The sequence below is a fragment of the Rhodococcus sp. P1Y genome (assembly GCF_003641205.1).
Taxonomy (GTDB): Bacteria; Actinomycetota; Actinomycetes; order Mycobacteriales; family Mycobacteriaceae; genus Rhodococcoides.
Map to the genome: position 1 here is coordinate 326966 of NZ_CP032762.1, position 22674 is coordinate 349639.

At 62.1% G+C, this 22674-nt stretch carries 19 protein-coding genes; 4 read left to right on the top strand and 15 right to left on the bottom strand.

Going from position 1 to position 22674, the window contains the following annotated elements; genetic code table 11:
* Window positions 1–42: 42 nt before the first annotated feature.
* The 7 genes from D8W71_RS01580 to D8W71_RS01610 all read right to left on the bottom strand — a co-directional run bounded on the left by D8W71_RS01580 (window position 43) and on the right by D8W71_RS01610 (window position 7532).
* A complete protein-coding gene (locus D8W71_RS01580) occupies window positions 43–636 on the bottom strand; it encodes an FKBP-type peptidyl-prolyl cis-trans isomerase (RefSeq protein ID WP_236077662.1) in 594 nt (197 codons plus the stop codon).
* A 54-nt stretch (window positions 637–690) separates the two neighbouring features.
* Complete coding sequence (locus D8W71_RS01585) at window positions 691–1572, bottom strand: RNA polymerase sigma-70 factor (protein ID WP_121110402.1); 882 nt, start codon at window positions 1570–1572, stop codon at window positions 691–693.
* Between the two features lie 69 nt (window positions 1573–1641).
* A complete protein-coding gene (locus D8W71_RS01590; RefSeq protein ID WP_121110404.1) occupies window positions 1642–2010 on the bottom strand; it encodes a hypothetical protein in 369 nt (122 codons plus the stop codon).
* A gap of 2 nt (window positions 2011–2012) precedes the next feature.
* The gene (locus D8W71_RS01595; protein WP_121110406.1) at window positions 2013–3743 is read right to left on the bottom strand and encodes an FAD-dependent oxidoreductase; all 1731 of its coding nucleotides are present in this window, start codon (window positions 3741–3743) and stop codon (window positions 2013–2015) included.
* Window positions 3744–3766: 23 nt separating this feature from the next.
* The gene (locus D8W71_RS01600) at window positions 3767–4813 is read right to left on the bottom strand and encodes a ferritin-like domain-containing protein (protein WP_121110408.1); all 1047 of its coding nucleotides are present in this window, start codon (window positions 4811–4813) and stop codon (window positions 3767–3769) included.
* 177 nt (window positions 4814–4990) lie between these two features.
* Window positions 4991–5755, bottom strand: coding sequence for an SDR family oxidoreductase (locus D8W71_RS01605; RefSeq protein WP_121118386.1), 765 nt, complete (start codon window positions 5753–5755; stop codon window positions 4991–4993).
* Window positions 5756–5867: 112 nt separating this feature from the next.
* Entirely contained in the window at window positions 5868–7532 is a 1665-nt protein-coding gene (locus tag D8W71_RS01610) for an FAD-binding dehydrogenase (protein WP_121118388.1), read from the bottom strand.
* Window positions 7533–7653: 121 nt separating this feature from the next.
* Here D8W71_RS01610 and D8W71_RS01615 point away from each other — a divergent pair, with 121 nt between their 5' ends.
* Window positions 7654–8871, top strand: a complete 1218-nt coding sequence (locus tag D8W71_RS01615) for a PucR family transcriptional regulator (protein ID WP_161965378.1) — start codon at window positions 7654–7656, stop codon at window positions 8869–8871.
* A 44-nt stretch (window positions 8872–8915) separates the two neighbouring features.
* On the opposite strand, the gene D8W71_RS01620 is transcribed toward D8W71_RS01615, so the two are convergent.
* From D8W71_RS01620 to D8W71_RS01635, 4 genes are all read right to left on the bottom strand, one after another.
* Window positions 8916–10064 (bottom strand): epoxide hydrolase family protein, encoded by a 1149-nt coding sequence (locus D8W71_RS01620; protein WP_121110412.1) that lies wholly within the window; start codon window positions 10062–10064, stop codon window positions 8916–8918.
* 57 nt (window positions 10065–10121) lie between these two features.
* The gene (locus tag D8W71_RS01625) at window positions 10122–11150 is read right to left on the bottom strand and encodes a methionine synthase (RefSeq protein WP_121110414.1); all 1029 of its coding nucleotides are present in this window, start codon (window positions 11148–11150) and stop codon (window positions 10122–10124) included.
* 25 nt (window positions 11151–11175) lie between these two features.
* Entirely contained in the window at window positions 11176–12147 is a 972-nt protein-coding gene (locus tag D8W71_RS01630; RefSeq protein WP_121110416.1) for a putative oxygenase MesX, read from the bottom strand.
* A gap of 228 nt (window positions 12148–12375) precedes the next feature.
* Window positions 12376–13329, bottom strand: coding sequence for a LysR family transcriptional regulator (locus D8W71_RS01635; RefSeq protein WP_121110418.1), 954 nt, complete (start codon window positions 13327–13329; stop codon window positions 12376–12378).
* Window positions 13330–13437: 108 nt separating this feature from the next.
* Here D8W71_RS01635 and D8W71_RS01640 point away from each other — a divergent pair, with 108 nt between their 5' ends.
* A complete protein-coding gene (locus D8W71_RS01640) occupies window positions 13438–14196 on the top strand; it encodes a DeoR/GlpR family DNA-binding transcription regulator (protein ID WP_121110420.1) in 759 nt (252 codons plus the stop codon).
* Window positions 14189–15409, top strand: a complete 1221-nt coding sequence (locus tag D8W71_RS01645) for an MFS transporter (protein ID WP_121110422.1) — start codon at window positions 14189–14191, stop codon at window positions 15407–15409. Before D8W71_RS01640 ends, D8W71_RS01645 begins: the two co-directional genes overlap by 8 nt.
* Window positions 15410–15423: 14 nt before the next feature.
* On the opposite strand, the gene madC is transcribed toward D8W71_RS01645, so the two are convergent.
* Genes madC through mdo form a run of 3 tightly spaced genes read right to left on the bottom strand, consistent with a single transcriptional unit; the run spans window position 15424 to window position 19308 of the window.
* The gene (madC, locus tag D8W71_RS01650; RefSeq protein WP_121110424.1) at window positions 15424–16923 is read right to left on the bottom strand and encodes a MadC family VWA domain-containing protein; all 1500 of its coding nucleotides are present in this window, start codon (window positions 16921–16923) and stop codon (window positions 15424–15426) included.
* A complete protein-coding gene (locus tag D8W71_RS01655; protein ID WP_121110426.1) occupies window positions 16920–18008 on the bottom strand; it encodes a MadB family AAA-type ATPase in 1089 nt (362 codons plus the stop codon). The genes madC and D8W71_RS01655 overlap by 4 nt, the downstream gene beginning before the upstream one ends.
* Window positions 18009–18036: 28 nt before the next feature.
* The gene (gene mdo, locus D8W71_RS01660; protein ID WP_121110428.1) at window positions 18037–19308 is read right to left on the bottom strand and encodes an NDMA-dependent methanol dehydrogenase; all 1272 of its coding nucleotides are present in this window, start codon (window positions 19306–19308) and stop codon (window positions 18037–18039) included.
* A 333-nt stretch (window positions 19309–19641) separates the two neighbouring features.
* Here mdo and D8W71_RS01665 point away from each other — a divergent pair, with 333 nt between their 5' ends.
* On the top strand, window positions 19642–21963 hold the full coding sequence (locus D8W71_RS01665; RefSeq protein ID WP_236077883.1) for a transketolase-like TK C-terminal-containing protein: 2322 nt from the start codon (window positions 19642–19644) through the stop codon (window positions 21961–21963).
* Window positions 21964–22020: 57 nt separating this feature from the next.
* Here D8W71_RS01665 and D8W71_RS01670 read toward each other — a convergent pair whose 3' ends face one another.
* On the bottom strand, window positions 22021–22632 hold the full coding sequence (locus D8W71_RS01670; protein WP_121110432.1) for a TetR/AcrR family transcriptional regulator: 612 nt from the start codon (window positions 22630–22632) through the stop codon (window positions 22021–22023).
* Between the last annotated feature and the right edge of the window lie 42 nt (window positions 22633–22674).

Here is a 22674-nt window from a genome sequence, read left to right on the forward strand (position 1 = left end):
CAGACGAATTGGGTATTTTCGCCTGCACAAGTACAAACTCGGCTAGCCGGTGACGTCGAGGATCTTGATCGCGAAGACGAGACTGTCGCCGGCTTCGATGCCTGCGCGAGGCTGACCGTCCGGGTAGCCGTCGGCGGAATTCATTGCGACGGCCACCGTGGATCCGACGGTCTGTCCTGCAATCGCCTTCTGGAATCCCGGTACGACGCCTCCGAGTGGGAATTCGACGGGCGCGCCGCTCTCGTAGCTGCTGTCGAACACCGACCCGTCCCGACCGTTGACGCCCATGTAGCAGACGGACACCTCTGCATCGTCTGCCACGACCGGTCCATCGCCGGCCTGCAGCGTCTGGACCTGAGTCTCCGCCACTGCGAACGGCGCTTCGACGTCGACCACCGGGGACGCCGAATCCGTGGATCCGATCACTGAGACGCTCCCCGTGGTTCCGTCGAGCGTCCATTCCGGGTCACCCGCATCATCAGGAGCAGCTGATGGGCACGTACTCGCTGCAGCCGCCGACGCGGTGGTGGAACCGGCCGGAGCGGACTCCGAATCGGACCCGCACGCGGTAAGCGTCAGGGCTAGCGCAGCACCTGCGACGAGGGCTCGGGACATCGATACACGGGTTGAGTTCACGGCGACCACGGTACAGACATGGCCGTGGGTGACTATCCCGAGCACGGTGCTGGGTCAGAACGCACCAAGTTTGGACGGGTTCATCACCCAGTGCAGTTGCGCTATCCCCGCCGGCGTCGGCGCGATCGTCAGCAGTGTGTAGGGAATCCCCTCGCGTGCAAGAACGATCGCGGGCGCACCATTGGCCTGCACCCACGTGATCGTGGCGGCGGTCCAGAAGTGCGACGAGAATGCCGCGACGAATTTCGCGACGCGCACGTCGCCTTCGACCGAAATACGAGCCGCGAGAACGTCCTTGACACCCCCGCCGTCGGACGAACTGACGACGTCCTCGGCGAACAGCGCAGTCAGACCTGCCAGGTCTCCGTTCTGTGCGGCGTCGACGAACGCAGCGAGTAACCGTCGGTGGTCCTCGGTACTCACCGACGCACTACTGCCCGCTGCGATGTGTTTGCGCGCCCGAGTGACGAGTTGACGCGCGTTGGCCTCCGACACCTCGATGGTGTCGGCAATCTGCCGATACGGATACTCGAAAGATTCGCGCAGAACGTACGCAGCGCGCTCGGTCGGAGACAACTTCTCCAGCAAGAGCAGCACTGCAAAACTCAACGCCTCACCTCGCTCGGCGCCCAGTGCAGGGTCGGCGCTGGTGTCGACTGGTTCGGGAAGCCAAGGGCCGATGTAGGTTTCACGACGCGCCCGAGCCGACTGAACGGCATTGATCGCAAGCCGTGTCGTGGTGGTGGACAGAAACGCTACCGGTCTCTCGACCTTCGATCGATCGTACGTCTGCCACCGCAGCCACGCGTCCTGCACGACGTCTTCGGCTTCGGACGCGCTGCCCAGCATACGATAGGCAATTCCGAACAAACGCGGACGAATGGAGTCGAAAACGATTGCGACATCGTCGAGCTCGGACCGACTACTCTCAGGCATGCAGGTCAACTCCTACGCAGGCAGAACACCCTTGGTATCCGGACAGTGTTACACGTGCCGGTTCTTCCGTCACGAGCGTCCTTCCTCTCGGCCGATCGAATGAGTCCATTGATGCAGCTTCTCGGGGGTGAGTACGAGCCATGTCCGATCGATCGACCCAACGCCGATGGAGAAGGTCGACACTCCGAATACACGCGTACCGTTCCGGTACACCAACCCGGCCCGGCCGTTGACCGATTCCATACTCACCGCATCGCCCCTCGCGGCCGTGTCGAGAAGAAGAGCACCGACCGCCGTACGACCGGAATATTGGCCCCGGCCATCGACTATCGCAACGACGCCCGCTGCCAGCAGCTCATGGATCACCCTGATCGCCCCATCTCGACATGCGGCAGCCAACGCGAAGACGACCTCGTCGTGGGAGGTATCGCTTCTCATCCCTATTCGACGAGCTTGCCGGTGGTGTCGACGGTACGAATGAGGGCTTCGATCTCCGGTGGAATCGGCGGAATCGATTCGTGCGATATCTTCCCCGGTCCCGACCAGACGAGGTTGACCCGAAGCGATTCGTCAAGGTCCGGATAGTCGGACCGGTTGTGAGCGCCTCTGCTCTCGCGGCGTTCGAGGGCTGCTTCCAACGTGGCCCGAGCGGCGAGTACAGCCGATTTCAGATCGAAAGCATGAGCGAGGTCAGCGAACCCTGCGATATCCGGATGCACTCCGACCTCGGCGACGCGTCGCTCGACATCGTCGAGCTCGACCAGGCCTGCTCGGAGGCCCACCTCGTCCCGAACCACACCTGCATGCTTGGTCATGATGTTGCGGACTGCTCGCTGAAGTGCGCGGACGTTCTCGCGTCCGTCCGCCGCCAGCAAGGAATCGACTTCGGCCCTTGCCTCGACGATTGCACCGTGCGAACGCACCTGCGCATCCAGACTTTCCGAATACGCCGCTGCAGCTTGTCCGACGATTCGTCCGAACACCAGGAGCTCGATGAGCGAATTTCCACCGAGCCGATTGGCGCCGTGCAGACCACTCGACGCCTCACCGATTGCGAAGAGGCCAGCGACGTCGGTGCTGTGGTCCTCGGGTCGCACCCACACCCCACCCATCGAATAGTGCGCGGTAGGAGCGATCTCGATCGGGTCGGTAGTGATGTCGAGCATCTGTAGTTCCATCAGCGTCTGATAGACCCGCGGAAGCCTGCGCATGATGAGTTCGCGATCCAGATGCGAGACATCGAGCCAAACACCGCCGTTGGCGGTACCTCTTCCCTCCTGGATTTCGGTGTACGCCGCAAGCGCGACACGGTCACGGGTGGACAGTTCCATTCGTTCCGGGTCGTAGCGTTTCATGAACCGCTCGCCAAGGGCGTTGCGCAGGATGCCGCCCTCACCGCGCGCGGCCTCCGACACGAGGGTGCCCGCCGCGTTTTCGGGCTCGATCAGCCCCGACGGATGAAATTGAACCAGCTCGGGGTCGCGAATTCGACCTCCCGCCTCGACTGCCAGACGGAACGAGTCACCAGTATTCTCGTCGCGGCGCGAGGACGACCGTCGCCAGATTCGATTGTGACCACCTGCGGCGAGAATGACCGCATCTGCGTGGACGACGTACCGATCGCCCGTCGTCAGATCGAACCCGTAGGCACCGAAGATCGTATCGTGCTGCACGAGAAGCTTCGTGATGTAGACGTTGTCGAGGATCGGGATGCCGAGTGCCTCGGTGCGTGTGATGAGGGTTCGCTGAATCTCGAGACCGGTGTAGTCGCCTGCGAATGCAGTTCGACGGTAGGTGTGAGCGCCGAAAAATCGCTGCGAGATGCGTCCGTCCTCTTCCCGCGCGAACGGCATTCCGTACCGAACGAGGTCGGCAATGCCGCGTTCGGCGCCCTCCGCGACGATCTGGACCGTGTGGGGATTGGCGAGAAAGTAGCTTTCCTTCAGTGTGTCCGCAGCGTGTTGCTGCCAGGAGTCCTCTGGGTCCATCGTCGACAGCGCAGCGTTGATCCCTCCCGCAGCGAGCGAAGTATGCGCGTCCATCTTCGTCCGTTTGCCGACAACGAGCACGTCAGTTCCGTGTTCGGACAATTCGATTGCTGCTCGCAGGCCCGATCCGCCGGACCCGATGACCAACACCGAGGTCGAGACGCTCCGCTCTGTGGCTTTCATGACTGCTCCTCGTGCCGTTGGTGTTACGTCCGCTGTTCTACGGGTACGTATTCGAAAGTCGGTCCAGCCATCGTGTGCCCGTCGCCCGTCGGCATCGATGTCAATGCCAGCGCTTGCGCTTTGAGCGTGAACATCGCACCGATCGCCGTGTTCATCTCCCTCGGATTGCCGTTGAAGGTCTCGTCCAAGAGGTAGAGCACAAGACAGTAAGAGTTGTTGAACTCCTCCTGCGCCAGACGAATTGCGCTCCCCGGCGCGTGGTCACCGACCGTCGGATTGGTTCGTAGCGGGCGGACCCCGTCGAAGTCCACTGCAATGTCGCCACCTGTCGGACCCGTCTGCGGCGTGTCGCCTATTCGAAATCGTTTGCCGTTCTTGAGCTCTACGAATCTGTAGTAGTGTGCCACCTCATCGAGCTGCGGATGGAAGACGTCTTTGCTGCCATCCCAGGCATCGGTCCGCGCAGCACCCTCGCCCTGCTCGACGATCTCTTTCAAGGCCGACAGCGCGGACGCGAGATTCGTTACCGGGACAATGTTTCCCGCAGTGCTGCTGAAGTGGATCTCGTGGAGCTGGCGTTCAGGGTCGCCGCAGAACACTACGTCCTCGCCGAGAGAATCACACAACGTGCGGATTCCGACCTCGATAGCCGCGTAGAACTGTCCGATGGTTCGATACCCGTCGGATTGCGCTGGTGCAGTGGCAGATGCCGGCTTCTCGATCTGCATGAACAGTTCGAGCGCATCGTGTCCGAACGGCGCCAAGTTCACGTGTACCGAGCCGTCACTGTGTGGCAGCGAGTGCGGGTACACCGGCAACAAGTCGGGGGAATCGATCCTCGGTTGTCCACCAACAGCATTCAACAGGTTGGCTGCAAGAGCCAGGTGCAGCATCTCCTCCACGAACACGCTGCTGATCACCTGCGCGGCCTCGGCATTACGACTGAGGTCCAAAGAATAGAGCGCATACATGTACGGCGGGATCGTGGCGTGCTCGAGTTCGATCGCCCATTGCAAATGCTCACGGAGATCAGACACCGTCTCGATCCGAGCCGCGTCAAGGGTGTCCACGGATTACCTCATTTCGTGTGGCTATTCGAATTACGAAAACTTCTGCGTCCGACGGCGGGTGGGACCAATCGCGATCTGCTTGACGCATGCCTGAACTGAAAGGCCGTCTGAAACCCGGTGTGCCCGCTCCTACGTCACGACTTCGTCCGGACTGCAGGTTCTGTGGGTGTCTTTCGATCAGGGCTTGGGGCCGCTGACGACGTCGACCGCCAGCCACGACTCGAACGATGTCTCGGCGCGCGTGGCATCGTCTGCGGGAATGAGTTCCCTGTCAGCCAAGAGCGCTCCGAAATAACGAGCCTGGGTGTCGGCAACCACCGTCCGCGGATCGCCGTGGGCCTTCAGACCGTGAGCAACGAAGTCGTTGAGTTGGAACACCTCGGGTCCACCGACCTCGACGGTTCCGTTCAGGGGTGCACCGACCGCGACGCGTCCGACGGCACTCGCCACATCGTCGGCGGCCATCGGTTGGATTCGAGCCGGAGAAAGTCGAACCTCGTCGCCGACGGTTGCGCCGCGAGCAATGGACTTGAAGAACTCGAAGAACTGAGTCGCATGCACAATCGAATACGGGATTTTCGATTCCTTGATCAGGCTCTCCTGCACGACCTTTGCACGCATGTAGCCGCTGTCGGTCAGTCGCTCGGTGCCGACGACCGAGAGGGCGACATGATGTCCGACGCCTGCGACGGCTTCTGCCGCCAGGATGTTCGTCGTAGCCGTGGTGAAGAACTCGAGTACGGCAGCGTCCTCGAACGATGGAGAATTCGAAACGTCCACAACGACGTCGGCACCCGTCAACACCTCGGCGAGGCCCTCACCGGTCAGTGTGTTCACGCCGGAGTTCGGTGATGCGGCGATTGCCTCGTGCCCGTGCTCGCCCAGCTTGGTGACGAGCTTGGAGCCGATGAGTCCAGTGCCGCCGATGACAACGATCTTCATGGGTAGTTCCTCCCGCTGGTCGCCGGAGGCCTTTCTGGCTACCCGGTCGTACGTAATGACCGGGTAGCCCATCGTTGTGTGACAAGCGTTGTAGTTTCTGCTGGTCGAACCCTCAGACCTGGCCAGCCAACGCACGTCCGGCCTGGCGCCCGCCGAAGATGCAGCCGCCGAGGAACGTGCCCTCCAACGATCGGTACCCGTGCACACCACCGCCGCCGAAGCCGGCTATCTCCCCTGCCGCCCACAGTCCGGGAACCACAGAACCATCGGTGTCGAGTACTCGTCCGTCGAGGTCGGTCTGGATTCCGCCGAGGGTCTTTCGGGTGATGATGTTCAGGCGCACCGCGATCAACGGACCCGACTTCGGATCGAGAATCTTGTGCAGCGACGCCGTACGTGCGATCCGTTCACCGCGGGATCGTCGTGAGTTGTGGATAGCGGAAATCTGCAGGTCTTTCGTGAACGGATTGTCGACTTCACGGTCGCGGGCCGTGATTTGACGCTGTAGATCCGCGAGGTCGATCAGATCGTCGCCGGTTATCTTGTTCATTCCCGCGACGAGTTCGGCGATAGTGTCTGCGACGACGAAGTCCTCGCCGTTCTTCTTGAATGCTTCGACCGGTTCACTTGCACCGGGGAGGACGCGTCCGAGAACGAGTTTGAGATTCTTGCCAGTGATGTCGGGGTTCTGCTCCGAGCCCGACAATGCGAATTCTTTTTCGACGATCTTCTGCGTGAGGACGAACCACGAGTACTCGTATCCGCTGTCTTGAATGGCTTTCAAGGTGCCGAGCGTGTCGAATCCGGGGAAGTTCGGAACGGGGAATCGCTGACCACGTGCATCGAACCACATCGACGACGGCCCAGGAATGATTCGGATACCGTGGTTCTTCCAGATCGGGTTCCAGTTCTTGATTCCCTCGGTGTAGTGCCACATCCGGTCTTTGTTGACGATTCGCCCGCCCGCGCGTTCGGTGATACCGAGCATCCTGCCGTCGACGTGTTCGGGGACCCCCGAGATCAGCGACTTAGGCGGCGTCCCCAGGCGTTCAGGCCAATTAGCCCGCACCAGTTCGTGATTGGCGCCGATGCCGCCCGCCGTCACCAGTACCGCGCCTGCGCGTAACTCGAAGTCGCCGACTTCCACCCGCGTACTTCCAGCGCCACGATCGGAGCTACTCGGTTCGAGTATCGCACCGCGGACACCGTCGACGACGCCATCGGTGTCGGTCAGTTCGTCGACGCGGTGACGAAAACCGAAGCGCACCAAGCCCTTGTCTGCCGCCTCTCGCACTCGACGTTCGAACGGCGCTACGACGCCTGGTCCCGTCCCCCAGGTCAGATGGAAGCGTGGGACCGAATTGCCGTGCCCTTCGGCGAGATAGCCTCCTCGCTCTGCCCAACCGACGATCGGGACCCATCGCACACCCTGCGCGTGCAGCCATGATCGCTTCTCGCCCGCAGCGAAATCGAGATAGGCACGCGCCCATTTGTGACCCCAGTAGTCCTCGCCTGCGGGATCGTCGATGCCCCGATCGAAGGTGGCACTGCCGAGCCAGTCCTGCCAGGCGAGATCCGCCGAGTCCTTAATGCCCATACGCCGCTGTTCGGGGGTGTCCACCATGAACAACCCGCCCAGCGACCAGAACGCTTGTCCGCCCAGGTTCTGCTCCGGCTCCTGATCGAGGAGCAGAACCTTCTTACCGGCGTCGGCCAACTCGGCAGTCGCCACCAAACCTGCGAGACCCGCGCCCACCACGATCACGTCTGCGTCCATTACCCACTCTTTCCTCGACCCGTCGTCCTCGACTGTGCTCATGATCGAGGAAGAACTCAACGGAAATGCGCGAAGTGACGATACGGTTTGTCATCGAATGACAAACCGACTGGAGAATCGCATGCCTCTCGAACGTCACGATGTCGTCGCACGAATCGAAGGCGAGCTGGGCTCCGTCGTCGACGCTTCGCTCGATGCGATCCGTGTGGCAGTCCCTGCCTACCGAGACCTCCACGGCCCGCAGCTGGCCGACGTCGAGGCGATCGCGAGCTGGGCGATGCGACGTCTCATCGGGCTGTGGTCGACTGGCTCGGAGTCGATGGACGGCCAGGACCGGGCACGTTTCCGGGCCATCGGCGCAGCGCGGGCAGCTGACGGACGACCGCTGACCGACGTCCTCCGCGCCTATCGGGTGGCGTCGAGCGTGTTCGTCCGGCACGTCGTCGCGCAACACACCGCAGACCTGGAGCCCGCCGACATTGCCGAGCTCAGCGTCGTCGTACTCGAAGCGATAGAGGCAATTTCCGAGGAGATCATCGACGCGTACACCGCCACTCGTGAGCACATCACGTCGAACCGAGATCAAGCACAGGCGGCGCTGCTCGACGATCTCATCGCAGGCCGCCGCACCTCCCCCGGCGCACTTGCCGATCGGACGCGCGAACTGGGCCTGGAATTGCCGTCGCACCCGCACCTCCTAGTCGTGCAACCGGAAGATCCTGCTGGCCTCGTGTCCGACGAGAACGTCGAGAAGATGCTTCTCGCTCTCGGTCCGACGGGGCACCACAAGCCCGCCTATCTGGCCACACGCCGTGGTCGACGCGCAGTTCTGTTGCTGCCGCTCACCGCGAAACGATCGGTGGTCGACGCAACGTGCCGAGAAATTCTGCTGCATGGGTGCCTCGTCGAAGGGAAAGCGATATCCCGTGTCAACACATCGTTTCGACTGGCCTCGGATGCACTCGACAACGCGCCGGCGCATGCCTTTCACGAGCGCTCGGTACTCGACGAAGGCGACGGCCAGCTGTTGGCGTTGCTGACGGCCCGGCCCACCGCAGACACATCAGCTGTGGTCGAATCCGTGCTCGGCGCCCTGACCGACGCCGCCAACGAACATCTCCTCGAAGGGGTGGCTGCGTTCATATCCTCCGGGACCGCGACTGCTGCCGCCGCCGCATTGCACATTCATCCGCAGACTCTGCGTTACCGGCTACGACGTGCCCGCGAGCTGACGGGTCGGGACCCTCGACTCGCCTGGGACCGACTCGCGTTCGACACTGCCATCCAGTTGCAACACATCACTCGCGGCACCACGCCGAGTTCGCACTTATGCAGGTGAAACTGCAGTATTCCTCTGCATAAGTGCGAACTCGACCTCCCGATCTACCGAAGATCGGCGAAGAACGACCTGATGTCGTCGACGAGCATGCCAGGCTCTTCGAGGGCTGCGAAATGCCCTCCCAAATCTTCGACGTCGGTCCACCGGGTGATGTTGTGTTCCAGCTCGGCATAGCGCCTGATGCCTACGTCGTGCGCGAAGACGATGACACCCGTAGGCACACCCGACACGGCAGGGGCCGCACCCCACGAAGAGTCGCTGGCATATCCCACATACGCCGAGGAACCCGCAGCGCTGGTGAGCCAGTACAACATCACATTGGTCAGCATGCGGTCTCGATCGACGATCGTGTCGGGCAACGCGGAAAGGGGATACGTCCATTGTCTGAACTTGTCGACGATCCAGGCCAGTTGCCCCACCGGCGAATCGGTCAGTCCCGCAGCGAGAACTTGGGGCCGGGTGCCCTGAATCGCGATGTAGCCGAACTCCTCGATCATGAAAGCTTCGATGCGCGCGACACGGTCACGCTCGATCTCCGACAGTTGTTCTTTCTCTTCGTCGCTCACGCCGTCGACAGGCGCACCTACGTTGCCGTTGATGTGCACCCCGATCACTCGGTCCGGCACGAGTCGAGCGATCTCGGGTGATACGGCAGCGCCGATATCTCCACCCTGCACTCCGTAACGGTGGTATCCGAGCCGATCCATCAACGCATCCCACGCACGAGCAATACGGGTTGTGGTCCAGCCGGACTCGACGACCGGATTCGAGAATCCGAAACCGGGCAGGGTGGGAATCACCAGATGGAAAGCCGGTTCTCCGTCGATTGGGTCCGTGAGAGGCTCGATCAAGTCCAGAAACTCGACGAACGATCCGGGCCAACCGTGAGTCAGCAACAACGGTGTCGCATCCGCTGCCGAGGAACGGATGTGTAGGAAGTGGATCAGCTGGCCGTCGATCGTCGTCGTGAACTGCGGCAACCGGTTCAGCTCTTTTTCGGCTGCACGCCAGTCATATTCACTCCTCCAGTAAGCGACCAGTTCGCGCAGGTACTCGACAGGCACACCCGTGTCCCAGCCGTCGCCGGGGAGCGGGCTCGGAAATCGAGTGCGCTCGAGCCTGGCCGCGAGGTCGTCGAGCTCTGATTGATGGATCTCGATCAGGAAAGGCGTCACCGCATCTGTTTGAGTCATGGCCGATAGCATGTCGGCAATTGCGGACAACCGCCGTCCGCGATAGGAGGTCCCGAGTTACTCGGACAACTGACGCCGCAGGAGTTCCGCGCCTGCGGTGAGCGCGACCATCTTGTCTCGTGCGACGCGTCGGTCGAGTGGTGCCATACCGCAGTTGGTACTCGGGTAGAGCTTGTCTGCGTCGACGAACGGAAGTGCGCGACTGAGGGTTTCAGCTACTTCTTCGGCAGTCTCGACGGTACCGCTTGCGACATCGATCGCACCCAGCATGACCTTCTTGCCTCGAAGCAGTTCGATCAAGTCGACAGGTACGCGCGAATTGTGACTCTCCAGCGACACGATGTCGATCGACGACTGTTGCAGCAGTGGGAAGGACCGTTCGTACTGGCGCCACTCGGCGCCGAGCGTTGCCTTCCAGTCGGTGTTGGCTTTGATGCCGTAGCCGTAACAGATATGCACGGCAGTTTCGCAGTTCAGGCCCTCTGTTGCACGCTCGAGTGTCGCTATTCCCCAGTCTTCGAGCTCGTCGAAAAACACGTTGAATGCGGGCTCATCGATCTGAATTATGTCGACGCCTGCCGCTTCCAAGTCCTTTGCCTCTTGGTTCAAGAGAGTCGCGAACTCCCAGGCGAGCTTCTCGCGACTCTTGTAGTGGTCGTCGTAAAGCGTGTCGATCATGGTCATTGGGCCAGGCAGTGCCCATTTGATCGGCTTGTCGGTCGCTGCTCGAAGGCGCGAGGCATCTGCGGCAAACACTGATTTTTCGCGGCCCACCGCGCCAACGACCGTCGGGACGCTCGCATCGTATCGGTCGCGAATTCGCACGGTCTCGCGCCGGTCGAAGTCGACACCGCCCAGATGCTCGATGAACGTGGTCACGAAATGCTGACGCGTCTGTTCACCATCGCTGATGATGTCGAGCCCGGCACGATGCTGCTCATGAGCGGCGAGCGCCTGCGCGTCGAGTTTCCCTTCGCGCAGTTCATCGTCTCGCAATTTCCACGGCGACCAGAGCTTCTCCGGCTCACTGAGCCACGACGGCTTGGGTAGGCTGCCGACGATCGAGGTGGGCAAGAGTGGGTTCATTCCACTACCTTTCGGTTTCGCACGGTCAGGCGGATTGCTCGGAAGCCCACCGCTCCAAAACTGAGCCATACGGTTGCATGAGATTCACTTCGGTGAACCGTGCCTGTGTCGTTGCGAGTTGAGTGCGCTCGTCGCGGTCGTAGCTCACCTGCGGAAGTGAATAGTTTTCGTTGTCGAGGCTCGGCTGATAAACCTCCGAGGCCGCAGTACTCGCGTTGTAGATTTCAGGACGATAGATTTTCTGGAAGGTCTCCATCGTCGCGATCGTTCCCGCGAGTGCCAGGAACGAATAGTCCCGGGGCAAGTCACCGCAGTGGTAGAAGGCCAATGGAGCGACAGACCCCGGAGGCATGAAGTAGCGAACCCCGAGACCCATCTTCCCGAAGTACTGATCGGTGATCGACGTCTCGTCCGCCTCGTACTCGAACCCGAGGACCGGGTGGTGATTGGCGAGTCGGCGATATGTCCGGGACGTCGACACGCTGATACAGATGACCGGTGGTTGCGAGAACCGTTCACGGTACTTGCGCGAATCGACGAAACGCTGAAAAACCTGCCCGTGCACATCGCCGAAATCGCTGGGAATTCCCGCCGCGCGGTGCTTGGGAAGCCGAATACTGAAATCGTGGTCGCGTATGTACGAGGAAAAGTTGTTTCCGACGATGCCCTCTGTGCGGGCGCCTGTGGTGGTATCGACTATGTCGACATCGAGAATTTCGAATATCGGAAACGCGGCGCCGGCCCCAGCGGACGCTAGATGCAGGTCCACCGAGATGATGTCGAGTTCGAGTGCGTAGCGGTCGCCACGTGGATTGTCCCGGTGAGCAAGCTCGTTGAGACGGGCATCCATCATCGTCACCGCGTTACGCAAGTTCTGTCGGGCACCCTCGCCGCGCGCGAGATTCGCGAAGTTCGTCGTGGTACGCGAGTTGGCCGACGGGGTGTAATCCTCGTCGAAGCGCGTCGTGCTGATGCTGAATGCACAGTCGGTCGTCATGCTGACCAGTAACCCCAATCACTTGCGGCAAGTGCGGCGACGAGTGCGTCACCACACAGGTTCACTGCCTGAGTCTTCGCGCACTTCGACCGAACTACTCGATGGTCGGGCCGAATTCTCAGGTCGAGAAACGGGAAGGCGGCTGTCCGAAGCGGACTGAGTACCAACCTAGCTAGACCAGCAGGCATAGCCTAATTGCCGCACATTATGACTGGCTATAGGCAAAGGCTATGTCAGCAGATCGACACCGAAGCCCGAAACGACGTCGCGCATCTCCGCGACGAAGCGCTGAGCCTGGACGGTCAACGACACCGAGGCATGACCGATCCAACCGATCTCGATGCGATCGTCCACGTCGAGCGGAACGGCGACAATGGACGGATCGAGATCATCCGAGACAATGCCGGTGGAAATCGTGTACCCGCCCAGTCCGATCATGAGGTTGAAGATGGTGGCACGATCGCTCACCCGAATGTCTCGCTTGGACGAACGGGTCGAGAGAATCTCTTCGGAGAGGTAGAAGGAATTGTTCGCGCCCTGGTCGAACGTGAGACGCGGAGAATCTTCGAGATCACTCAGCGCTACGCTCTTTCGACCCGCCAGGGGATTGGTGCGGGCGATGAAGATATGCGGTGATGCCAGAAACAGCGGCGTGAAAACCAGCCCTGCTTCGCGAATAAGCTTGTTGATGACGTTCGCATTGAATTCGTTGCGATAGAGCACACCGAGTTCACTTCGGAGCGTACGAACATCCTCGATGATGTCCCACGTGCGGGTCTCTCGAAGACTGAACGAATACTCCGGAGCCTCGGACGCTTCCACCATGCGGACGAAGGCGTCGACGACGAACGAGTAGTGCTGAGTCGAGACGGCCAAGAGTCGGCGGGCGGGCCCTCGGCCGAGGTACCGCTGTTCCAGGAGTTCCGATTGCTCGACCACCTGGCGCGCGTAGCCGAGAAATTCGGCCCCGTCCTCAGTGAGCGTCACCCCACGCGTCGAGCGAACGAAGAGCGTACGACCCACGCGACGTTCGAGATCCTTCAGCGCGGCCGACATGGTCGGCTGCGCGACGTAAAGCAAGTCCGCCGCGGCACTGATGGACCCCTCGGCGGCCACTTCTACGAAGTAGCGCAACTGCTGAAGGGTAATGCCTCGCACCGTTCTCGCGACGTCCCGTGCCATGGCAGAAACTATTGCACTTCCTGCCTAGCTCCAGGAACGGTAGCCACACCCCCCACAAACGAACACCTGTCGAGTGCGTATGAACATCATGGATGTACCATTCGAACCATGGACGCACACGACCGCGCCAGTGCACTGGTCGATATTCTCAGACACGACGGCAGGATTCTGGTCGCCGATGCGGCAGTTCGGTTCGGGACTGCAGAGATGACCATCAGGCGAGACCTCGATCAACTCGTCGAGCGTGGGGTTGCGAGACGTGTTCGAGGGGGCGCGGTCAGCACCCTGATGCGAGGGGACGAGCTGCCGTACTCCATGCGGACGATCGAGTCCACCTCGACCAAGAAGAAGCTGGGGCAAGCGGTCGCAGAACTGATCGGTGACGGCGAAGCGGTGGCGCTCGACAGCGGCACCACCACCTTCGAGGTCGCGCGGGCGTTGTCGGGACGTCGAATGACCATCATGCCGTTGTCGCTTCACGTGGCATCGGCGTTGGCGTCGGATGCCGACACCCGACTGATACTGCCGGGCGGGGAGGTTCGGATGGGCGAGCTGACCATGACCGGGCCGCTGGCTCTCGCGTCGATCGCCGCCCTTCGCTTCGACACTGCGGTCCTTGGCTGTTGCGGCGTCACCGACAGCGGCGACGTCACGGCCTACGACCTCGGCGACTGCGCCGTCAAACAAGCAATCGGTGCCGCGGCGACACGGCGAATCCTGGTTCTCGACGGGTCGAAGTTCGGACGTTCCGCGATGGCCGTCGTGGGTCCTGTCACCACCTACGACATCGTCGTCACCGACAGCACAGCACCACCCGCAACGCTCGCCCGACTGAAGGAGAACGGAATCGTGGTCCACAGTGTCTGAGCTCGTCCGTGCAACTGCCCGTACGACGTCGGCGGTACGAGCTACCTACGTCGCTTTCATCGGAGCCGGAAGCGCTTTCGCGAGTTGGGCGTCGCGGATACCGCAGGTCCGGGACCGACTCGAGCTCACCTCGGCCGATCTAGGAATTGTGCTGCTTGCCATCGCCGTCGGTTCCCTCATCGCTCTTCCGACAGCGGGAATGATCGTGAACCGCTTCGGTTCCCGGAGCACCGTAACTGTGATGTCGATCGTACTTGCGATCGGCTTGGTGATCATCTCCACGGGATATCTCCTCGGCGTCGTCCCGCTGCTCATAGGGTTGTTCGTACTCGGCTTCGCCATGGGCGCTTGGGATGTCGCGATGAACGTGCACGGGGCCGTCGCCGAGCGGCAGTTGGGGCGTTCGATCATGCCGCGTTTCCACGCCGGCTTCAGTGCCGGAACGGTTCTCGGGGCCTTGATCGGCGCATTGATGGTGGCGCTGGGCATTTCGGTCACGGTGCACCTGCTGGCCGTCGCGGCGATAATCGCCGTCGCAATTCCCCTGGGAGTGCGCAAGTTTCTCGACGAGGAAGCGCAGGAACCGGTCGAATCTTCTCGACCAGCGAAGAAGCCGCACGCCCTGGCACGGTGGAAGGAACCGCGGACCCTTCTCATCGGTCTGGTTGCTCTGTCCTTTGCGTTCGCCGAAGGCAGCGGTAACGACTGGCTCAATATCGCGTTGATCGACGGCTACGACTCTTCTCCCGTGACCGGCACACTCGCGTTCACCACGTTCCTGGTCGCCATGACTCTCGTACGGTGGTTCGGCAACGGGCTCCTCGACCGGTACGGGCGCGTCCCGGTGCTTCGGGTTCTCGCAGCTGTATCCGCGGTAGGTGTAGTGCTGTTCGTGTTCAGCCCGTTTGTGCCGCTTGCATTTCTGGGAGCCTTCCTGTGGGGTTCGGGTGTGTCACTCGGCTTCCCGGTGGCGATGAGCGCAGCGGCGGACGAACCTGCCGCTGCTGCTGCCCGCGTGAGCGTCGTGGCGTCCATCGGCTACTTCGCCTTCCTCGCCGGTCCGCCTCTCATCGGATTCCTCGGAGGCCACGGGGACGTCCTGCGTGCGCTACTCCTCGTCGCCCTGCTTCTGTTGTGCTCGCTCGCAGTCATGAAGGCCCTTCGCCCCATCGGCGAAACGAACACCACCGAGAACACTCCCACTCGGGGGTGAGAGGCATCGTCGGTTCAGCGCAGAGCATTTCCGAGCTCGGGTGCGTGTTGGACGAGTTGGCGCGCATCCCTCGCCGTGACTACTCCATCGCATGCCTCGGCGTAGTCGCCCATCGCGCACGACGCCTGATGCCAGTACCGCTCCTGCTCAGGAGTGACCCACGCCAGACGGTGGACCTTACGGGCGAGTTCCTCGAGCTTGTCGACGCGAGGAGGAAGACCGTTGCACCGACCGTCACCGACGATCAATACCGAGGTTCGTGAGGTGACCTTCGAGCCATGCGTCGTCAGGAGTTCCTCGAAGGTTCGCCCGTAGTCACTGCTGGCCTCCAGATCCAGTTCCGGCGCGGCAAGAACCGACGCGAGCGCGTCGTCACCTGTACTGCGCGCAAGCAAATCCGTGACGTCGACCGGACTGTCCACGAACGCCAAGACTGTGCACCTGCTGACGCGGTGTCGCATCGCCTGCGCCAGGCGCAGCGTGAACGCTGTAATCGGCCGCACCGACAGCGATACGTCGGCAAGAATGAGCAATCGAACTCGTTCCGGTACAGGCTTGTCCACCATGAGGTGGAACGGGATGCCGTCGGTGCGCATGCTTGCCCGTACCGTTCGACGCATGTTCAGCCGACCGTTGGTCGCCTCCCTCGGCCGCGGCCTGGGTGTTCCCCGCATGCGCCGCAGCACTTCTCGGCACGCATCGTTCACTTCTGCGCGGGAGGGCATATCGGCTTCGGGAGCCGCGGATGTACTCGCAACGCTGCGCTCGGTGGCTGCTATCGCGTCGACGAACGCCTCGACCGCATCGATCAACTTCTCCAGCTGCGCCGCAGTCAGCGGGTCGTCGTCACCCTGATTGCTGTACATCCTGTTCGGGTCGTACGCGTCGAGCCAGGACAGAATCCCTTCTGGATCGTCCCAGCTCAATGTTCCCCGAGACGTCATTGCCTGGGCCGAGGACAGGTCGCCGACGGTAGCCGAGTCGGCACGATCCACGTCGACAGTGAACGACACGCCGCGTCGTCCGCTGTCGCTCTCGGTGTCCACCGCGAGCTCCGAATCACTACCGGTGACGGAGAAGTCGTCGTCGTCCTTGTGCGGATTGAAGCCCTTGTCTGCGTCGGGCGAATCGAAGAATTCACCGACTTCCGCGGCTTGCTCGTTGTAGTCGGCGTATCGACCGGCATCCTCGTCGTTGTTCGCTATGTCGAGATCGGTGGGAAGGCCCTCGGGTTCCGACCTCCGACCAGGTCGGTGCTCGTCGAGCTCGGCGACGGGACTCGGACGGAACAACTGCGCGAAAGCCGCATCGAAACCGACGCTTTCGTGTGAGTATTTCGCGCACGTCGCTCGTAGGGCCGATTCCAGAACCGGAAGGTCACTCGCTCCGAGAAGACCTAGGACTCGGCGCACCTCGATGATCTCGGCCGGCGACGCGGCAACACCGTGCTTGCGCAGAATCCGTCCGAAGACGGCCGAGATCACATCGAGCACATAGCCCGGTGCGCCCGTCATCTTCGGCCGGTTCCGCCGCGCCGGGCCTGACTGTCCGAGCTTCGAGGATCACGCCCTCCGGTACCGCGGAAGGCAGCGGTCGTCGTGTTGGGAGGCCTCGAAGCGACGCTGGCCCGAGGTTGTTCGACGGCCCGCTCGCCGGGGTCGACCGGGGGTGTCGAGCCACGTTGGCGGACGAGGTCGACATCGCTGCCGTACTTCAACAGAGCTGCCATCAAGATTTCCCGCGTGCGTTCGGGGTCGAGCCCCTCAAGCAGCATTGCCGCACGCGCCGCATCGATCACCTCGGATACCGACGGGCTCTTCCTCAGCGGCAGGTCCCGCAGCGACCGAGCTAATTCGACGACATCCGCCACCGTCGCTGCCTCGACCTCGGGGGCACGCGAGGACACGATCTCGCGTTCACGTTCAGGCGTCGGGTATCCCACCGAGAAGTGCAGACAGCGACGTTTCAACGCAGCGGAAAGTTCGCGAGTGTCGTTCGAGGTCAGTATTACCCACGGGCTCGATCTCGCAGTGAAAGTACCGATCTCAGGGATGGTGATCTGCTTCTCCGCGAGAATCTCGAGAAGCAGTGCCTCCATCGATTCCTCGGTTCGATCGACCTCGTCGATGAGGAGTACGACGGGCTCCTCGGACAGGATCGCGTCGAGAAGTGGTCGTACCGACAGGAACTTCTCGGAGTACAGACCGAAGTCCATGCCGGCGAGAAGTCTCGATGCTTCTTCGGTGCTGTCGACGGTGGACAGCTCGACGCCGATGCGGTCCTTCAGCATCTGCACGTGCAGCAGCTGTTTGGCGTAGTCCCATTCGTACAGGGCTCGGTTGTCGTCGAGCCCTTCGTAGCATTGCAAGCGAACCAGCCGACGATCGCCTGCAGCGGCGAGCGCCTTGGCCAGTTCGGTCTTGCCGACGCCGGCCGGCCCTTCCAGCAGCAGTGGTCGATCCAGCGCGAGTGCAAGATGGACTACGACGGCGAGATCGTCGCCTGCGATGTAGCCCTGCTCTCGAAGTCCGTCGCGGACAGTGTCCGCGCTGTCGGACAATGTCGATTCACTGCATGTTTTCAGGCCTGCCGACGTCATGACTGTGTTACTCCTTCGATCCTGTGGCTCAGTACGACAGATTGATGGCGTGATCGACGACCGGAATCATCGAATCGACGGTGACCTCACGGGGATTACCCGGTGTGCACCAGTCACCTTGGATGTGCTCGGCGATCTTGAGCACCGTCTTCTCGTCGCCTGGTATGACTTCGCCTCGACCCGTGTACTTTCCGGTGTTCATCCGGTTCTTGTCGTACAGCGCCGTGTTGACTTCGCCGAAGTTGTCGGGAATACCGACGTCCTTCGCCAAGCGGATAGCTGCTTCCACGGCCGCGTCGGCTGCCTGCACCGTCGTGAGATTCCTGGTGTCCACTCCCAGCGCACCCGCCAGCTGTGCGTAGCGCTCGTATCGCGCAGGCAGGTTGTATTCCCACACCCTGGGCAATGCGATGGCGTTGTTGAGACCGTGGTGCGAATCGAAGTAGGCACTCACTGCGTGCGAGATCGAGTGCACGATGCCGAGGCCGCCGGAGTTGAAGGCCTGGCCTGCGATGTACTGCGCGTTCATCATGCCTTCTCGGGCCTTCAGATTCCGAGGCTCGTACACGGCCTCACGCAGGTTCTTCGCAACGAGTTCCACCGAGTACAGCGCGTTTCCGAGCGACGGCGCAAAGTCGAGCCGAGACACGAACGGCTCGCTGCCGTGCGCCAAGACATCGAATCCGCAGTACGCGGTGAAATGCTGAGGGCAGGTGTAGAACAGCAGTGGGTCATCGATTGCGACGGTCACGATGGACGCTTCGTCGAAGGCAACCCACTTGTGCGGATTGTCCATGTCGGAGGTGTCCGTGATGACGTAGGCCCACGACGTTTCGGATCCCGTTCCCGCGGTTGTCGATACGGCAATGTGCGGAGGGTTTTCCTTGTTCGTGGACTTGGAGAATCCTTCGAACTCGTTGATGTTGCGGCCGTCGTGAGCGATGACGATACGAGCGCCCTTGGCTGCATCGTGGCTCGATCCACCGCCGACGGAGATGATGCTGTCGCACTTCTCCTTCTGGTACATCGCGGCGGCATCCATGACGTTGTAATCCTTGGGGTTCGACTCGACCTTGTCGAACAGCACGACCTCGACGCCCTGGTACTCGATCTTGCCGATCAGTTCCTCGATGATGCCCGATCCGCGAAGTCCGGTCGTCACGAGCAGCGATCGCTTGAATCCTAGGTTCTTCGCCTCGACGCCGATGATGTCGTGCGCGCCCACCCCCAGAAGTGCACGGGGGAAGGGGTGAAACTCCTTGATCGGAAAGTCCCAAATTTGGTTGAGCTCGATTGCCATCGAAATCCTCCTGGTGAGTCGGTGTGACTTGACTCACTGTGCGGTCGGCGGCGAGCGCTTACAAGAGGATTCGAACCAAACCATCCGCCCGCCGTCCCGAACTACCCGAACGGTCAGGTCGGACAGCTGGTCGTGCGAACAGTTACCCGGACGGATTCGGACTCATGGACGACTGAGCATTGTGACCAGCCACCCCACATGAACTAAGACCAAAACCGTGCGGAACGCTCAGTTTCGGATGCAAGCGTTGTGCACATCGGCGGAATCTGATCGACTGAGCGCGGTCTGCACATTCGGTTCTCTCGGCACGACAGGAGCAGCGCTTTGACCAGCATCATTCCCGCCGCGCAGAATTCGCCGCGGATCGCTCGCGACGATCTGCACGAGATCGCAGAGAAGGTGCTGTGGCTCTCGACATCGATCATCCATCACGCCAACCGAATTCGCCCCAACCACACCGGGCTCAAAGTCGGTGGTCACCAAGCCTCCTGTGCATCGATGGTGTCGATCATGACGTCGCTGTGGTTCGAGCAACTCGAATCCGGGGACCGGGTGTCGGTCAAACCGCATGCGTCCCCGGTTCTACACGCCATCAACTACCTTCTCGGCGAGCTCGACGAGAAGTACTTGACGACGCTTCGCTCCTTCGGCGGATTGCAGTCGTACCCGTCGCGCGCCAAAGATCCCGACCCAGTGGACTACTCCACCGGCTCGGTGGGCATCGGTGCCACCGCGCCGATCTGGGGTGCGCTGTCTCGCCGGTACGTCGAAACCAGCTTCGGCGGCGCCGGAGCCGGTCGACAGTACTCACTGGTCGGCGACGCCGAACTCGACGAGGGTGCCGTCTGGGAAGCCATTCTCGATCCCGGCATCGCCGAACTCGGTGAAATCGTGTGGATCGTCGATCTCAATCGCCAGTCACTCGACCGGGTCGTCCCCAACATCGCGGCGGGGCGCCTCGAGAAGATGTTCGACGCGGCAGGCTGGCAGGTCATCACGGTCAAGTTCGGTCGACTTCTCGAAGACCTCTTCGCACGCCCGGGCGGCGAGGCTCTTCGTCGACGCATAGTCGACATGCCCAACCCCGAGTATCAACGGCTTCTGCGGTGCTCGCCGGACGAAGTGCGGACCCGGCTTCCCGGTGACGGTCCCGACGCTGAGACCATCACCACGGTGATCGCCGACCTCGACGACGCAGTGCTGACCGAATCCATTCGCAATCTCGGCGGCCACGACATGGCAGCGTTGCGGGACGCATACTCCCGGATCGACGACGGTCGACCAACCGTCATCATCGCGTACACCGTCAAAGGCTTCGGGCTGCCGACTCAGGGCCATCCGCAGAACCACTCGTCGTTGCTGACCGTCGACGAGTATGCCGCTCTGGCCGAAACGCTCGGCGCCGATCCGGCCGAGCCGTGGTCGCGGTTCCCCGCTGATTCACCGTCGGCAGCACTGTGCGCGGACACCGCACGTCGTCTGCACAGAGAACCTGTGCCGGTGTCGGCTCCCCCAGCCATTCCGGTCGACATCGGACGAACGCCCAAGGGAACTGCGACGACTCAAGCCGCGCTCGGCCGCGTCCTGATCGATCTGACGCGCGATGCACCCGAGGCAGCCGCACGCGTCGTGACGGTCAGTCCGGATGTCAGTTCGACGACGAACCTCGGCGGATGGGTCAACAAAGTCGGCGTGTGGTCGTCGACCGAGCGCCGCGACTGGTTCGAAGACGACTCCGAGACCATCATGCATTGGCGAGAGAACCCCACGGGTCAACACATGGAACTCGGCATCGCCGAGACCAACCTTGTCGGGCTGATGGGCGAACTCGGCGCGACCTGGAGCAGGTGGGGACAGCCCCTGTTCCCGATCGGCGTCATGTACGACCCGTTCGTCGAACGCGCCCTCGAGCCCTGGTCCTACGGCATCTACGCCGGCGGGCAGTCGATCCTCGTCGGGACCCCGTCGGGAGTCACTCTTGCTGCGGAAGGTGGTGCGCACCAATCGATCAAGACGCCATCGATCGGATTGGAGCAGCCAGGCTGCATCGCGTACGAGCCGGCTTTTGCCATCGACGTCGAGTGGACTCTCCTCGCCAGCATCGGCCGACTCGGGCGCCCGGACGGCACCTCGGCATACCTCCGATTGTCCACCCGCCCAGTGGATCAGAGCCTCGCCGACGTTCCAGCGGATCCTGCGGCACGCGAACGTCGTCGTCGACAGGTCGTCGCGGGAGGCTACGCGCTTGTCCGACGCGTCGGCGCAAGGGTCACCATCGCTGCGATGGGTGCGTTGATGACCGAGGCGTTGGCCGCCGCCGACCGACTCGAACAGGCCGGAGTCATCGCCGACGTCCTCTGCATCACCAGTCCCGGCCAGCTCTACCGCGCACTGCAAGCCAGGCAGGGGCACGGCGACGGCGATACGTGGATCCTCGACCAGCTCCTACCAGCAGATCGCGCGACACCGATGGTGACGGTGCTCGACGGCCATCCACACACTTTGGCGTTCCTGGCCACCGTCAACCGAGTGGCGTCGACATCGTTGGGGGTCAGCAACTTCGGCCAGGTCGGGTCTCTCGATGAGGTGTACGAGTACCACCACATCGACACCGATTCCATCGTCAGTGCCGCCCTCGACGTGACGGGCCACTGAATCGGACGCGGGTTCGTACCTCGGAGCCACAGCGTCATGGACAGGGCATGAGGCGAATCAGATACAGATACCACCGAGCACGGCGTCGACCATGCTTTCGGCGTACAGGCGATCGGTTTCGGACGTCTGCGCGCCGGCCTTCTGATGCGAGAAGATGACGTGACTGAGGACGGCGCCCGTCACCAACTCGAGGATTCGAGTTGTATCGACCGACTCGGACGCCTCACCTCTCTGCTGCGCGCGGTGCACGATGGACCGAGCGGCAACCAGTCGGCTCTTGTTGAGCGTGTCCATCATGTGCCCGAGAAGATCGGGGTGAACCCGCGCGTCGAGTGCGACTCTCAGGCTCACCAGGCCGGCGGTTCCCCGGTAACCCGTCAATAGTTGGACAGCGAGTTCGACCAGGTCGGCCCGAAGAGTCCCGAGATCGATCGGTTCGGCAAGCGGACTACGCGCTTCGAGGGCGTCGACCAGCAGATCACCCTTGGACGCCCAGCGCCGATACAGTGCCGCCCTTCCGACCGTCGCCGTGCGCGCGACAGCATCGAGCGTGAACCCCGACCACCCTCGTTCCCAGTACACCTCGAGGACCGCGTCGTACACCCGTTCCTCGAGGTGCGGGTCGCGCGGTCGGCCCCGTCGAACCGAAGATTCTTCGCTCACCGACATAGTGTCGCATCCACAGGCATTGCGGACAGTCACTGTCTGTAA

Excerpts from the sequence above, each read along its gene's own strand:
- D8W71_RS01585 (WP_121110402.1), bottom strand. The coding sequence starts at position 1,572 with ATGCCTGAGAGTAGTCGGTCCGAGCTCGACGATGTCGCAATCGTTTTC.
- D8W71_RS01590 (WP_121110404.1), bottom strand. The coding sequence starts at position 2,010 with ATGAGAAGCGATACCTCCCACGACGAGGTCGTCTTCGCGTTGGCTGCC.
- D8W71_RS01595 (WP_121110406.1), bottom strand. The coding sequence starts at position 3,743 with ATGAAAGCCACAGAGCGGAGCGTCTCGACCTCGGTGTTGGTCATCGGG.
- D8W71_RS01605 (WP_121118386.1), bottom strand. The coding sequence starts at position 5,755 with ATGAAGATCGTTGTCATCGGCGGCACTGGACTCATCGGCTCCAAGCTC.
- D8W71_RS01610 (WP_121118388.1), bottom strand. The coding sequence starts at position 7,532 with ATGGACGCAGACGTGATCGTGGTGGGCGCGGGTCTCGCAGGTTTGGTG.
- D8W71_RS01615 (WP_161965378.1), top strand. The coding sequence starts at position 7,654 with ATGCCTCTCGAACGTCACGATGTCGTCGCACGAATCGAAGGCGAGCTG.
- D8W71_RS01620 (WP_121110412.1), bottom strand. The coding sequence starts at position 10,064 with ATGACTCAAACAGATGCGGTGACGCCTTTCCTGATCGAGATCCATCAA.
- D8W71_RS01625 (WP_121110414.1), bottom strand. The coding sequence starts at position 11,150 with ATGAACCCACTCTTGCCCACCTCGATCGTCGGCAGCCTACCCAAGCCG.
- D8W71_RS01630 (WP_121110416.1), bottom strand. The coding sequence starts at position 12,147 with ATGACGACCGACTGTGCATTCAGCATCAGCACGACGCGCTTCGACGAG.
- D8W71_RS01635 (WP_121110418.1), bottom strand. The coding sequence starts at position 13,329 with ATGGCACGGGACGTCGCGAGAACGGTGCGAGGCATTACCCTTCAGCAG.
- D8W71_RS01640 (WP_121110420.1), top strand. The coding sequence starts at position 13,438 with ATGGACGCACACGACCGCGCCAGTGCACTGGTCGATATTCTCAGACAC.
- madC (WP_121110424.1), bottom strand. The coding sequence starts at position 16,923 with ATGACGGGCGCACCGGGCTATGTGCTCGATGTGATCTCGGCCGTCTTC.
- D8W71_RS01655 (WP_121110426.1), bottom strand. The coding sequence starts at position 18,008 with ATGACGTCGGCAGGCCTGAAAACATGCAGTGAATCGACATTGTCCGAC.
- mdo (WP_121110428.1), bottom strand. The coding sequence starts at position 19,308 with ATGGCAATCGAGCTCAACCAAATTTGGGACTTTCCGATCAAGGAGTTT.
- D8W71_RS01670 (WP_121110432.1), bottom strand. The coding sequence starts at position 22,632 with ATGTCGGTGAGCGAAGAATCTTCGGTTCGACGGGGCCGACCGCGCGAC.